A 13,394-nucleotide genomic window follows, 5' to 3' on the forward strand; every position below is an offset into this window, starting at 1 on the left:
CGACTCCGCTCAATGACCTAAAAAAATGAAGAGGGTCCTATGAAATTTTCAGTAGAAAATACATCCGAAAAAAAAGAAACAGGCGGTGGTGTTTGAGCGCAGCGAGTTCAGCGCATGTCTTTTTTAAGGAGCTGTATTTTAATGAAAATATCATCAGACTAGATTTTTGGTTCTTTTCATCAATGGAAAAGAACAAAAGTATACTTCTTAGTAAAACTTAAAATAGATTCCTACCTGTGCAGGAATGACATACTTGTATTGTTGAAACGTGAGATTCTTCGCTTCCGCTAAGCTGCTCTCAGAATGACAAGTAGAAATTCACATCTCACTTCTCACTTCTCACATCTCACATCTCACATCTCGCTTCTCACTTCTCACCTCTCACTTCTCACTTCTCACTTCTCGCTTCTCACTTCTCACTCCACACTTCTAACTTAACCTAGAATAACAAGTAGTGGCCATTATTTAGACTTTAATTAGTAATACCTGAAAATCGGTCAACAACTATATACTTCCTTTAGGAGCTTTATCTTTGTGTTTAAAACGTTTATGTGTCCAAAAATAGTAAGCTGGATTACTTTTAACTTGTTTTTCAACTTTATCTAAAAAAATGTCGGTAAGTTCATAATCTTTAAAATCTCTTGGGTTTTCAGTAATTACCTCAAAAGTAGTTTCGTAATATCCTCTTTTTATTTTTTTTGAATTCATAAAAACTAAATTCATATCATACTTTTTGGTAAGCATTTCTGCTCCAGTATGGATGGGAACCTTCACTCCGAAAAAATCAGCCCAATAATGAGTCTTTTTTAATTGTGGAGATTGATCGCTAAGTAAACCATACATGGCTTGTATGTTGTTAGTATCATTATGTTCAATTTCTCTAATAATTTTTGAAGTTTGTTTTAGTGTTACACCAAACTTACTTCTAGATTTTAATATGGAGTTATTTAGATAGGGGTTTCCAATCTTAGTGTAAGCAGCATACCCCTTATAGGTTACTTGATTATTTAAACACATAATCCATTCCCAGTTAGCATAGTGAGCACCAACTAAAATGGTGCTTTTTCCGTTTTTATACAACTTATGAAACACTTCAAGGTTTGGAAATTGATAATGTTTGCACATTTCTTTTTCTGAAATGGTAAAAGATTTTATCATTTCCATAAAAATGTCTATAAAATGGTGGTAGAATTGTTTTCTAATAATAAGAAGTTCTTTTTCTTCTTTTTCTGGAAAAACCATTTTTAAATTATCTAATACAACTTTTTTTCTGTATCCAACAACATAATAAAGTATGGTGTAAAGGAAATCTGAAAAAAGATAAAGCAACTTAAAAGGTAAAATTGAAATTAACCAAATAAGTGGGTATACTAAAATGTAAACAAGTAAATTCATAAATATGCTGCAAATATCGATTAATTTTTTAAAATCAATGTCATCAAAATTTTATACATTCGTTTTAATAAATAATTAGAGTTATGAATATAGATAAAGTACTATTAATATTAATAGGAGTTAACGTATTGTTTTCGATAAAGGGATTTAACGATCGCTTGTTTTTTGATAAATATAAATTTCAAATAGGAGCTATAAACAGAGGCGAAAAGTTACGTATGTTAACCTCAGGTTTTTTACATGCAGATTATATTCATTTAGGGTTAAATATGTATGTGTTATATATTTTTGCTCCCATTATTATAGGTTCATTAGGAATTGTTAAATTTTTAATTATTTACTTCGGAAGTTTATTTGCAGGAAGTGTTTTAACACTAAGCTATCATAAAAATGAATTATATTATAGTGCAGTTGGAGCTTCAGGAGCTGTAGCAGGTGTTATTTACGGAGCAATTTTATTGCATCCTTCTATGACTTTATATATGTTTCCACTACCAATTCCAATTCCTGGCTATATATTTGGATTGGGATATTTACTGTATTCAATTTATGGTATGAAAAAGCAATTAGGCAATGTAGGTCACGCAGCACATATAGGAGGGGCAATTGGTGGTTATGCTTTAATGTTATTGGTAAACCCAGCAGTTTTTACGCAGCATATGAATACAGTTTTGTTATTAGGAATTCCAATAGTGTTATTACTACTGTTTGGACATAAATTAAAATAAAAGCAATAAAAAAAGCCTAACTTTAGTTAGGCTTTTTTTTTGAGCGAGAGACCGGGCTCGAACCGGCGACAGTCAGCTTGGAAGGCTGAAGCTCTACCAACTGAGCTACTCTCGCAATACGTTGGTGATAATTATTTCAAATAAAAACCAAACAAAACGTTTGGTTTTTATTTTTTTGAGCGAGAGACCGGGCTCGAACCGGCGACAGTCAGCTTGGAAGGCTGAAGCTCTACCAACTGAGCTACTCTCGCAATACTTGCGCAAATATACACCACTTTTACATTATAGCAAACGTTTTTTAATAAAATTATATTTTTTTTAGATAATGAAAACCTAGCTTTTCAAAACCTTCGTTTTCATAAAAAGCATGAGATTTTAAATTGCTTATATAAGTGTTTAATTCAATACTTTCATAACCAATACTTTGAGCGTAATTGTATATCCATTCAAACAGTATTTTACCAATACCTTTACTTCTATATGGCTTAGAAATTATTACGTGATCTGGTTCTAAAGTTTTTCCGCAGTAATGTCTAGTTAAGTGCCACAAACCACAAATACCAATTAAATCTTGTTTAAAATAGACGCCTAAACATTCGTAATGTTGCTTAGACATAGAAATTAATCTATCTTTTAAAATTTCAGAATCAGTAAATTCGTTTAGTTCTTTTAATAGCGGTAGTGCATCTAAAATATGTTCAGCAGTAATTATTTTTATTTCTAGGTTTTTCATTAAGTAAGGATATTTGCAAATAGTATAGCAATAGTATGAAAATAAATTAATATTTAATAGGGATAGCACTAAGTAGAACGGTTTTTGGTATGCTTTGTAGCTATTTTTAAGCAATTAATTTAGCAACTGGCTTTTAATCAGTTCGTTTAATCTTAATTGGATTTTGTCTAGAATCAAATACATCATTAATTTCAATTCTGTTTTCGTTTTTATTAATCCAATAAATTATTTTATAATTCTTATAAACTAAATATCAGAATTCATTAGGTCTATCAATGAGTAACTCCTCAATCTGACCAATTTCAGGTTGTTTTTTTAGTTTAAATGTTTCTTTTGCAATTCCAATAGTCAAATTCTTTGCAACTTTTATACTTGCATTTTCTTTGTAGTATTCAAAAATGTATTGAAGCTCTTTTTTAGAAAAATCAGTCCAATAAATTTTTAGTTCCATTTATCAATCTCCGAAATTAATTCATTTATCTCTGTTAATTTTCCTTGTTTAGAGTCTTCCAAAGATTTGTCAATTCGTTGATTAAATTTTTTCATAGTCATTGGCTGAATATCATCAATTTCAAACACAGTTTTTTCCTTTCTCAAAATGGTTTCAAGACGAGAAATGGTTTTCTCATTTTGTATTTTAAGAATTTCTTGAATAAATGATAATTTTCGAGCTTCCAAATTCATATTAATAAACTTTTAATCAAAGATACAAAATTTTCAATTTAGTTATTGTATTTCTTATGATAACGAATTTCATCGCTTGTTGCCAACGGTTATTATAACATGTGTTTTAAATAGTTATATTTGTTTACAAGTAATTTAAATAGCAATACTAAATGTACAGAAAAAGAAGTTTAAAATTTTTAGTGCTAAGTTTAGGAGTTATAACCTTTATGTTTACACTAACCGTTACAGCGCAACAAAAGAAAATTGAAGTAAAAGGAACTATTTTTGATGAAACAAATATAACATTACCATATGTTGCAGTTAGTATTATTGAAAAAAGTATAGGAACTTCAAGTACGGAAGATGGTGAGTTTTCGATTCAAATTACTAAAAATGAACTTCAAGATAGTTTAACGGTATCTTCATTGGGTTTTAACCCTTACAAAATAAAAGTTCAAGATTATTTAAATCAATCAGAGCAAAAAATTGTTTTAAAGCAAAGTGTGGTAAAAATGACAGAGGTTGTTATTTTAAAGCCTGCTGAAATTGTTCAAAATGCTATAAAAAAGTTAAAAGAAAACACATTAAGTACATCGCATAAATTAGAAATTTTGTACAGGCGTGCAGCAACTGAAGGAGGAAAATCTAAATTTTTTGTAGAAAATTATATAAAAATAAGAGATAGAGGTCCTGCTTATGGTTTAGGTACTGTTGAAATTGCTGAAGCCAGAAAATCTGCAGATTATAGAATATGGAAACGAACACAATGGACACACTCTATTAATTATATGGCTAGTGGTAATCCGTTAAGACCATCGGATAAAAAACCAAACCTAAAAAAATACAAATGGAAAAAAATAGGAGATAGTTCTTACGATGGTGAAGATGTTGTAATTGTTAAAGGAACACCAGAAAAAGGATGGGGATTTATAACCTTTTATATTGGTTTAGATAATTATGGTATTTATAGAATAGAATCTGGTAAATCATTATATGTATATAAAAAACATAAAAGTGGAAAACTACATTTAAATTACCATTCTAAAGAGTGGGGGTTTGGTAGAAGTATGATTCCAAAACAATATTGGAACACCGAAGCAGAAAAAATGACCTATCGTTTAGAGGCTTTTGTATTAAATGTAGAAACAGATAAAAAGAAAATAAAAGTTAGAAATTACGGAGGTCAAACAGATATGGGTTCTATAGATTTAGAATATCATGAAGATTTCTGGAAAAATTTAAGCATGCCACCAGACACAAAGTTTTTTAAGAGAATAAAATCAGAATTAGAGGGTTGGTATGGTGTTCCGTTAGAGCGTCAATTCGAGCTAGTTAATAAATAGATTGGTTGTTACTAGCATCTAAAAAAGTATAGTAAATGATTGAAGTTAGAAATATTTCAGCTAAAGAAACATATGCTATTCGTAAAGAAGTATTGCGAAAAGGAGTACCAAAACCTGTTAAGTTTGAAGGAGACGAAGCTAAAGACACCTTTCATTTGGGAGCTTTTGAAAACGAGCAATTAATAGCTGTTTCTAGTTATATGAAAGTAGCAAACCATAATTTTAAAGGAGAACAATATCAATTACGTGGTATGGCTACATTGCCACATTGCCAAGGTAAAGGAGCAGGCAAAAAAATGTTAACCAAGGCTATTAAACAGTGTAGAACCTTAAAAATAGACTGTTTATGGTGTAATGCTAGAATTATTGCGGTAAATTTTTATAAAAAACAAGGTTTTAAAACAGTTGGTACTACTTTTGATATTGAGTATATAGGTCCGCATTATGTAATGTACCAATATTTAGTATGAAAAAAATTTATATAATTCTAATCATCGTTTGTAGTGTAGCACAAAGCTATTCTCAAAAAGAATATAGTAAAGCAGCTTTAATGGGTATGGGTGGTTTGCCATTGGTTGGTAATACACATAAACTTCAGCAAGAAACAAAAACTGCATTTACTGCCATGCAGTTAGCGGCCAAAAAAGATGGAATTCAGTTAGAAATTGTTTCAGCATATAGAAGTTTTAACCGTCAGCAATATATTTGGAATCGAAAATATAAAAAGTATGCAGCAAGTGGATTATCACACGATAAAACGGTTGAAAAAATAATTGAATATTCTACACTGCCTGGAACCTCTCGCCATCATTGGGGAACAGATATTGATATTATAGATGGTTCAAAAAAAAGACCAGCTAGTTTATTGCTCGAAAAAAATTATGAAAACAATGGTGTGTATAGTAAGCTGAAACAATGGATGGATGCGAACGCGAATTTTTATGGCTTTTATTTAGTGTATACAAACTTACCCAATCGAAAAGGTTTTAAATATGAGCCTTGGCATTATAGCTATTTGCCATTAGCTAAGCCTATGTTGCAGCAGTTTTTAAAGTTAGATTTGGCTTCGGTATATAAGTCAAGTACACTGAAAGGAGGCACTAAATTATCTGAAAAATTTCTTTCAAATTACAAAATACATCAGGTCTTAGACATTAATCCATTACTTAAATAGTAGAAAATTTCACTAATTAATAAATAAATCTTATTTTTGAAGTTAATTTGTTAGAAATCAACAAGCAAAACTGTTGTTTTTTTGAAACCCCACAAAAAGAATGCATGAAGGTTAAGTTTATTTTACTATTTTTTTTTACCATAACTGTAGGCTGGTCTCAAGTAGAAGAATTATCTAAAGAAGAGTTAAAATTACAATACTTAAACGAACCAACAGACAGTATTAAAGCTTTATTAGGCTTTTATTTAGGAGGACATTATATAGATGAACCTAATGATTCTGCCACTTATTATTATTACAAATCATATAAATTAATAGAGCATACCAATAACGATTTATTAAAAGGTAGTATACTTCACAATTTAGGCTATAAGTTTGAGGTTAATAATAACAATAAAAAAGCGCTTGAATATTATATCGAAGCCTCTCATTTTTACCAAAAAACAGCAGATACTTTAAGTTTAGCTCAAATTAATAACAATATTGGTTATGGGTATATGCATTTGTATGATGAAGATAAAGCAATTGGTTATTATTTAGAATCTATGGCTTTATATAAAAGTTTAGGTAATTTAGATGGCATAGCTGTAAACCTAACTGATATTGCTAGTTTGTATTACGATTATGAAAACTACGAATTTGCCATAAAAAAATATACAGAAGCTTTAGAAATTTATAAAGAGTTAAATGATGAAGCAGGAATTTCTGGAGCATATACAAATTTAGGAAACGCAGTATCTGACAATGGAGATTGTTTAAAAGGATTGGAATATTTTAGAAAATCTATTGAAATTCAACAAAAAATAAATGATGTAGAAGGACTAGCAATTAATTTTAACAATATAGGAGATTGTTATATTCAATTAAAACAGTATAAAAAGGCGATAAGCTATTTTGAAAAAGCGTTGGTTCTAGTGCAAGAAATAAATGATGAAGATTTAAAATCAATAATTTATTTAAATATTGCCGATGCTGAAGTGCATTCAAAAAACTATAAAAAGGCTATTAAAAATGCAATTACCAGTTTAACTATTTCAGAAAAAATAGGAAATGTAGATTATTCATTAGAAAATTGTAAAACATTAGCCAAATCGTACCAGAGTATTGGAAATAAAGATTTGGCATTAAAATACCTAAATAGGTATAGAGTGTTAAATGATAGTTTGTTGGCAAAAGATAAGTTAAAAAAAGTAAAATTGTTTAATGCCTATCATCAAATTGAAGCATCAGAATATCAAATAAAAAGTTTAGAAGATAAAAACAAAATTACGGAGGTTAAATATGCTACCGAAAAAAAAATAATTAATTTTTTAGTTGGTTCTATGACCGTGTTTGCCATTTTATTATTTATAGTAATTACCCAGCAAACATCTAAGAAAAAGGCCTATAATTTACTGTCGTTTAAAAATTATCAAATTGAAAAAATGAATTATGAAATTCAAGAACAACGCGATAATTTAGTGCAGTTAAATATAGATAAAGATCGTTTTTTCTCTATAATAGCACACGATTTAAAAAACCCATTTAGTTCTATTATTGGTTTTACAGAGTTAATGATTGAAAACATTGGGGAGTATGATTACGAAAAACAGTTAAAATTTTTAAAAATAATTAAAGGCTCTTCAACAAGGGCATCTAACTTATTAAATAACTTATTAATTTGGGCAAATTCACAATCGGGTAAATTAGCTTACGAACCTAAAAAAATAGAATTATTCGATTTGGCAAGCGAGGTTATTACGTTGTTAGAAATACAGGCTATTAATAAAGATATTAATATTTTAAACCTTATAGAATATGGCACTACTGTAACTGCAGATAGCAATATGTTAGATACCATTATTAGAAATTTATTATCTAATGCCATTAAATTTACCAATAATTTTGGTGTTATTGAAATAACTGCTAAAAAGAAGAAAAAGTTTATTCATATTTCTGTAAAAGACAATGGAGCAGGAATGAGTAAAGAAGTGGTGAAAAATTTATTTTTAATAGATAAAAAGAAAACAGTTATTGGAAGTGCTTCAACAGAACAGGGAAGTGGGTTAGGCTTAATTTTATGTAAAGAATTTGTTGAAAAACACGGAGGAGAAATAGGAGTTGAAAGCAAGTTAGGAAAAGGAAGTACCTTTACATTTACCATACCTAGAACATAAATTACTATATGAATACAAAAGCAAATACATTAGGACCTATTTTAATTATAGCAGGACTATTTTTTATATTTGGATTTGTAACTTGGATTAACGGAGCGTTAATTCCTTTTATGAAAACCATCAATCAGTTAACAGATCAGCAATCTTTTTATGTGGCATCAGCATCTTATGTTTCATTTTTTTTAATGGCGCTACCAGCATCCTATTTATTAGGAAAAATAGGATATAGAAAAGGCATGTCTGTAGGGTTGTTTGTAATGGCTATTGGTGCTTTGGTATTTATTCCTGCAGCTAATGCACGTACCTATTGGTTATTTTTATTGGGTATTTTTATACAAGGTACTGGAATGACTATTTTACAAACAGCCTCGAATCCATATATTACTATTTTAGGCCCTATAGAAAGTGGAGCAAAACGTATTGCAATTATGGGAATTGCTAATAAAGTAGCAGGAGCACTAGGTTCGTTAATTTTTGGAGCGCTATTATTAGCAGGTATTGATAAAGTTAATGATCAAATTGCAGAAGTTTCACTATCCGAAAAGGAGGCTTTATTAAATACCATGGCAAATAGCGTAATAACACCTTATTTAGTAATGGCAGCAGTATTATTTATATTGGGTGTTTTAATACGTAAGGCACCATTACCTCATGTAGAGGCTTCACCTATAGAAGAGGCTACTAAAAATGAAAAAGAGATAACGGGTAAAACCAACATTTTTCAATTTCCACACTTATGGTTGGGTGTATTAACCTTATTTGTTTATGTAGGGGCAGAAGTTATTGCAGGAGATTCTATAATAGCCTATGGTATTTCAACTGGTTTTTCTGCGGAAGAAGCCAAATATTTTACAACATACACGTTGTTAGCAATGGTTGTAACGTATGCGTTAGGCGTAGTGTTAATACCAAAAATTATAAGTCAAGGTACTGCCTTAAAAGTAAGTGCTGTATTGGGTATTGTATTTAGTGTATGTATTATTTTAACAACTGGGTTTACATCCGTGTTATTTGTTGCAGCTTTAGGTATTGCAAATGCTTTGGTTTGGCCAGCAGTTTGGCCTTTAACTTTACAAGGTTTGGGCAAGTTTACCAAAACAGCATCAGCATTGTTAATTATGGCCATTGCTGGAGGGGCATTAATTCCACCATTGTATGGGTATTTGGTAGATAGTTCTAAGGCTACTTTAATTGCTTCAGGTATAGAAGAAACAACGGCATTGGCTGTTGCTAGTAATTCTAGCTATTGGATTTTAATTCCTTGTTATTGCATTATATTGTATTTCGCTGTTTGGGGGCATAAGCAGAAGGGGTAGTTGTTGGTTGCTGGTTGTTGGTCATTTCGACTCCGCTCAATGACCTAAAAAAAAGAAAAGCGTCCTATGAAATTTTCAGTAGAAAATACATCCGAAGAAAAAGAAACAGGCGGTGGTGTTTGAGCGCAGCGAGTTCAGCGCATGTCTTTTTTAAGGAATAGTATTTTAAAGAAAATATCATCAGACTAGATTTTTGGTTCTTTTCATCAATGGAAAAGAACAAAAGTAAACTAATTAGTAAAATTTATAGTGGATTCCTGCCTGTGCCGGAATGAAAGTACTAGTATTGTTGTAACGTGAGATTCTTCGCTTTCGCTGCGCTGCATATAGAATGACAAGTAGAGACTATCATTTCGACTCCGCTCAATGACCTAAAAAAGAGAAGAGCGTCCTATGAAATTTTCAGTAGAAAATACATCCGAAGAAAAAGAAACAGGCGGTGGTGTTTGGTGTTTGGTGTTTGGTTATTGGTTATTGGTTGCTGGTCATTTCGACTCCGCTCAATGACCTAAAAAAATGAAGAGGGTCCTATGAAATTTTCAGTAGAAAATACATCCGAAGAAAAAGAAACAGGCGGTGGTGTTTGAGCGCAGCGAGTTCAGCGCATGTCTTTTTTAAGGAATAGTATTTTAAAGAAAATATCATCAGACTAGATTTTTGGTTCTTTTCATCAATGGAAAAGAACAAAGTATACTTATTAGTAAAACTCATAATGGATTCCTGCCTGCGTAGGAATGACAGTAGCACTATTGTTGAAACGTGAGATTCTTCAGTTCCGCTACGCTGCTCTCAGAATGACAAGTTGAGACGTTTATTTCGACTCTGCTCAATGGAAAAGAACAAAAGCAAACTAATTAGTAAAACTCATAATGGATTCCTGCCTACGCAGGAATGACAGTAATAGACTACCTCGTTTGTTATCTCAACTGCAGTGGAGAGATCTTGCACCACCAATTACCACTATTTAAAACAATTCTAAATTACTTTAAAACTAATAAAAGGGTAAAAACCCCCTAAACAAAAACGAAAATATAAGTAAATTGCAAATAAATACCTAAATTGCTAATTACTGGTATTTTGTACCCTCAAAGTAAGAAAAGAAAAACAGTGGCAAAGCCTTGTTAACAGGTTAAGCAATATGTAATACTTAATTAAGTAACATATTGTTTTGTACTGTACTTTTTTTTGAGTTCTAACCAGAATTCAATATTTCATATTTTAGGGTTTAAAAAAGTAATAAGTAGTTGTTGTAAGTGTCTTGTTTGCAGTAAGATAAACAGTTCGACACCTATATTTTTAAATATAGAAAGATGTTACCTTTAAGGTTTTAAATTTATTAAGAAAAGAAAGAAAAAGAAATAGATGAAAAATAGTACTGTATTAGTAACAGGAGGCGCAGGGTTTATAGGCTCTAACCTTTGTGAAGAATTAATTGCATTAGATAATAAAGTTGTTTGTTTAGATAATTTTGCCACTGGTAAAATGGAAAACATAAACCATTTAATGGAGCATCCAAATTTTACTTTAATTGGTGGAGACATTCGAAACACTGAAGACTGTAACAAAGCGTGTACAGGCGTAGATTATGTACTGCATCAAGCAGCATTGGGTTCTGTACCCAGGTCTATTAAAGACCCTATTACTACTAATGATGTAAACATATCAGGTTTTCTAAATATGCTATCGGCAGCAAGAGATGCAAAGGTTAAACGATTTGTTTATGCGGCAAGTTCTTCTACTTACGGAGATTCTAAAGGTTTGCCTAAAGTAGAAGATGTTATTGGAAAACCATTATCTCCATATGCAATTACAAAATATGTTAACGAGTTGTATGCAGATATTTTTAAAAAAACATACAATTTAGATACTGTGGGTTTGCGATATTTTAATGTGTTTGGAAGAAAGCAAGATCCAAATGGAGCTTATGCAGCTGTAATACCAAAATTTGTAATTCAATTTATGAATTATGAATCGCCAGTAATTAATGGAGATGGAGAGTATTCAAGAGATTTTACTTATATAGATAATGTTATTCAAATGAATTTATTGGCGCTAAGTACTACAAATACAGCAGCGTTAAATAATGTATACAATACAGCTTTTGGTGAAAGAACTACTTTAAACCAATTGATTGTAGCCTTACAAAATGAATTAGGAAAATTCGATCCAAAAATTAAAGAGGTAAACATAAAATACGGTCCTAATAGAGCAGGAGATATTCCACATTCATTGGCGTCTATAGATAAAGCAAAAAGTTTGTTGGGGTATCAACCAAAGTATTCTATAGAAGCTGGCTTAAAAGAAGCAGTGAAATGGTATTGGGAGAATTTGAAAAAGTAAGAAGTGAATAGTGAGCACTGTAATTGAAAGGCTTGAAAACAATAAAGTACGTTCTGTAAATTTAAGATTGACACATTGAGCTTGTCGATATGTATTTAGATAAGGTAAAATTACGTCACCTTCAGCTTGACTAGAGGTCTTTAGATTGAAAATGACGACAAAGAAAAAACTGTCAGTTCGAGTGGTTTTTTTTGAAATAAAATGTGTAGAGAACAGAGTTAGAAGAAAATAGTAAATTATCAAATAAACAGGAATGAAAAAAGAAATTAAAATAGGAATTATAGGTTTAGGCTACGTAGGTTTGCCTTTAGCACGTTTGTTTGCTACTAAGTTTCCAACCGTAGGATTTGATATCAATACAGAGCGTGTTGCTGAATTAATGCAAGGTACAGATAGCACATTAGAAATTGATAATAAAACTTTACAAAGTGTTTTAGTTGAAACGCCTACCCATAAAAACGGTCTTTTTTGCAGTACCAATATACAAGATATTGCAGCTTGTAACTACTATATAGTAACTGTACCAACACCTGTAGATAAAAATAACAAGCCCGATTTAACACCCTTGGTAAAAGCGAGTGAAACCGTGGCCAAAGTATTAAAAAAAGGAGATGTGGTAGTGTATGAATCTACTGTATACCCAGGAGCAACAGAAGAAGTGTGTATACCAGTATTGGAAAAAGCTTCAGGGCTGGTTTTTAATACAGATTTCTTTGCCGGTTACTCACCAGAACGTATCAACCCCGGAGACAAGGAGCATACGGTTGAAAAAATATTAAAAGTTACTGCAGGTTCTACACCGCAAATAGGAAAAGAAATAGATGCCTTGTACAATGCCGTAATTACTGCAGGTACACATTTAGCACCTTGTATAAAAGTAGCAGAAGCAGCCAAAGTAATTGAAAACTCACAACGCGATATTAATATTGCGTTTGTAAACGAGTTGGCAAAAATATTTAATTTGTTAAACATAGATACGCATGCTGTATTAGAAGCTGCAGGTACTAAATGGAATTTCTTACCATTTAAACCAGGTTTGGTTGGGGGGCATTGTATAGGTGTAGATCCTTATTACTTGGCGCAAAAAGCACAAGAAGTTGGGTATCATCCTGAAATTATTTTAGCAGGCCGACGAATGAACGATTCTATGGGGAGCTATGTAGCTTCTGAAGTAGTAAAACTAATGATACAAAAAGATATTAAGGTAAAAGGCGCAAACATTCTAGTATTGGGTATTACGTTTAAAGAAAACTGCCCTGATGTACGTAATACCAAAGCGGTAGATGTTATACAAGAGTTAAAACAATATGGTACTAACGTAACTATTTACGACCCTTGGGCAAATCCTGCTGAAGTAATGCACGAATACGGATTAGAAACAAGTAACGAACAACCAACAACTAAGCACGATACCATTGTACTAACCGTAGCCCATAACCAATTTTTAACCTTAGAGTTAAATACATTGTTAGTTAAAAATGGTATAATTTACGATGTGAAAGGGGTTTTATTAGAATCCGATAGAAGTTTATAATAATATAAC

At 31.2% G+C, this 13,394-nt stretch carries 12 protein-coding genes and 2 tRNA genes; 8 read left to right on the forward strand and 6 right to left on the reverse strand.

Translation table 11 applies throughout. The features are described 5' to 3' along the window. Positions 1-504: 504 nt before the first annotated feature. Complete coding sequence (locus BLU40_RS15490) at positions 505-1,395, reverse strand: lysophospholipid acyltransferase family protein (RefSeq protein ID WP_090125738.1); 891 nt, start codon at positions 1,393-1,395, stop codon at positions 505-507. A gap of 83 nt (positions 1,396-1,478) precedes the next feature. On the opposite strand from BLU40_RS15490, the gene BLU40_RS15495 reads away from it, so the two are divergent. Continuing rightward, positions 1,479-2,123 (forward strand): rhomboid family intramembrane serine protease, encoded by a 645-nt coding sequence (locus BLU40_RS15495; protein WP_090125740.1) that lies wholly within the window; start codon positions 1,479-1,481, stop codon positions 2,121-2,123. A gap of 42 nt (positions 2,124-2,165) precedes the next feature. Here the strand turns inward: BLU40_RS15495 and BLU40_RS15500 are convergent. From BLU40_RS15500 to BLU40_RS15520, 5 genes are all read right to left on the reverse strand, one after another. Further along, positions 2,166-2,238, reverse strand: a tRNA-Gly gene (locus tag BLU40_RS15500). A gap of 63 nt (positions 2,239-2,301) precedes the next feature. Beyond that, positions 2,302-2,374 (reverse strand) — tRNA-Gly (locus tag BLU40_RS15505). A 56-nt stretch (positions 2,375-2,430) separates the two neighbouring features. After that, the gene (locus BLU40_RS15510) at positions 2,431-2,856 is read right to left on the reverse strand and encodes a GNAT family N-acetyltransferase (RefSeq protein ID WP_090125742.1); all 426 of its coding nucleotides are present in this window, start codon (positions 2,854-2,856) and stop codon (positions 2,431-2,433) included. A 253-nt stretch (positions 2,857-3,109) separates the two neighbouring features. Further along, positions 3,110-3,307, reverse strand: a complete 198-nt coding sequence (locus tag BLU40_RS17805; RefSeq protein ID WP_245729961.1) for a type II toxin-antitoxin system RelE/ParE family toxin — start codon at positions 3,305-3,307, stop codon at positions 3,110-3,112. Next, positions 3,298-3,540: a hypothetical protein gene (locus BLU40_RS15520; RefSeq protein WP_090125745.1), complete on the reverse strand. Its 243-nt coding sequence runs from the start codon at positions 3,538-3,540 to the stop codon at positions 3,298-3,300. The genes BLU40_RS17805 and BLU40_RS15520 overlap by 10 nt, the downstream gene beginning before the upstream one ends. 152 nt (positions 3,541-3,692) lie before the next feature. On the opposite strand from BLU40_RS15520, the gene BLU40_RS15525 reads away from it, so the two are divergent. From BLU40_RS15525 to BLU40_RS15555, 7 genes are all read left to right on the forward strand, one after another. Then, positions 3,693-4,865, forward strand: coding sequence for a carboxypeptidase-like regulatory domain-containing protein (locus tag BLU40_RS15525; RefSeq protein WP_090125748.1), 1,173 nt, complete (start codon positions 3,693-3,695; stop codon positions 4,863-4,865). A 35-nt stretch (positions 4,866-4,900) separates the two neighbouring features. Then, entirely contained in the window at positions 4,901-5,335 is a 435-nt protein-coding gene (locus BLU40_RS15530) for a GNAT family N-acetyltransferase (protein WP_090125751.1), read from the forward strand. Then, positions 5,332-6,039: a M15 family metallopeptidase gene (locus tag BLU40_RS15535; protein WP_090125754.1), complete on the forward strand. Its 708-nt coding sequence runs from the start codon at positions 5,332-5,334 to the stop codon at positions 6,037-6,039. Before BLU40_RS15530 ends, BLU40_RS15535 begins: the two co-directional genes overlap by 4 nt. Positions 6,040-6,143: 104 nt before the next feature. Next, positions 6,144-8,195, forward strand: coding sequence for a tetratricopeptide repeat-containing sensor histidine kinase (locus BLU40_RS15540; RefSeq protein ID WP_090125757.1), 2,052 nt, complete (start codon positions 6,144-6,146; stop codon positions 8,193-8,195). A gap of 8 nt (positions 8,196-8,203) precedes the next feature. After that, entirely contained in the window at positions 8,204-9,511 is a 1,308-nt protein-coding gene (locus BLU40_RS15545; RefSeq protein WP_090125759.1) for a sugar MFS transporter, read from the forward strand. A gap of 1,362 nt (positions 9,512-10,873) precedes the next feature. Then, the gene (locus BLU40_RS15550) at positions 10,874-11,851 is read left to right on the forward strand and encodes an SDR family oxidoreductase (RefSeq protein ID WP_090125762.1); all 978 of its coding nucleotides are present in this window, start codon (positions 10,874-10,876) and stop codon (positions 11,849-11,851) included. Positions 11,852-12,104: 253 nt separating this feature from the next. Then, the gene (locus tag BLU40_RS15555) at positions 12,105-13,385 is read left to right on the forward strand and encodes a nucleotide sugar dehydrogenase (RefSeq protein WP_090125765.1); all 1,281 of its coding nucleotides are present in this window, start codon (positions 12,105-12,107) and stop codon (positions 13,383-13,385) included. The last annotated feature ends 9 nt before the right edge of the window (positions 13,386-13,394 follow it).

This window comes from Lutibacter oricola (genome assembly GCF_900106565.1).
Taxonomy (GTDB): Bacteria; Bacteroidota; Bacteroidia; order Flavobacteriales; family Flavobacteriaceae; genus Lutibacter; species Lutibacter oricola.

Bases quoted from the DNA above. Each gene is read 5' to 3' on its own strand.
- BLU40_RS15490 (WP_090125738.1), bottom strand. From the start codon at position 1,395: ATGAATTTACTTGTTTACATTTTAGTATACCCACTTATTTGGTTAATT.
- BLU40_RS15495 (WP_090125740.1), top strand. From the start codon at position 1,479: ATGAATATAGATAAAGTACTATTAATATTAATAGGAGTTAACGTATTG.
- BLU40_RS15510 (WP_090125742.1), bottom strand. From the start codon at position 2,856: ATGAAAAACCTAGAAATAAAAATAATTACTGCTGAACATATTTTAGAT.
- BLU40_RS17805 (WP_245729961.1), bottom strand. From the start codon at position 3,307: ATGGAACTAAAAATTTATTGGACTGATTTTTCTAAAAAAGAGCTTCAA.
- BLU40_RS15520 (WP_090125745.1), bottom strand. From the start codon at position 3,540: ATGAATTTGGAAGCTCGAAAATTATCATTTATTCAAGAAATTCTTAAA.
- BLU40_RS15525 (WP_090125748.1), top strand. From the start codon at position 3,693: ATGTACAGAAAAAGAAGTTTAAAATTTTTAGTGCTAAGTTTAGGAGTT.
- BLU40_RS15530 (WP_090125751.1), top strand. From the start codon at position 4,901: ATGATTGAAGTTAGAAATATTTCAGCTAAAGAAACATATGCTATTCGT.
- BLU40_RS15535 (WP_090125754.1), top strand. From the start codon at position 5,332: ATGAAAAAAATTTATATAATTCTAATCATCGTTTGTAGTGTAGCACAA.
- BLU40_RS15540 (WP_090125757.1), top strand. From the start codon at position 6,144: ATGAAGGTTAAGTTTATTTTACTATTTTTTTTTACCATAACTGTAGGC.
- BLU40_RS15545 (WP_090125759.1), top strand. From the start codon at position 8,204: ATGAATACAAAAGCAAATACATTAGGACCTATTTTAATTATAGCAGGA.
- BLU40_RS15550 (WP_090125762.1), top strand. From the start codon at position 10,874: ATGAAAAATAGTACTGTATTAGTAACAGGAGGCGCAGGGTTTATAGGC.
- BLU40_RS15555 (WP_090125765.1), top strand. From the start codon at position 12,105: ATGAAAAAAGAAATTAAAATAGGAATTATAGGTTTAGGCTACGTAGGT.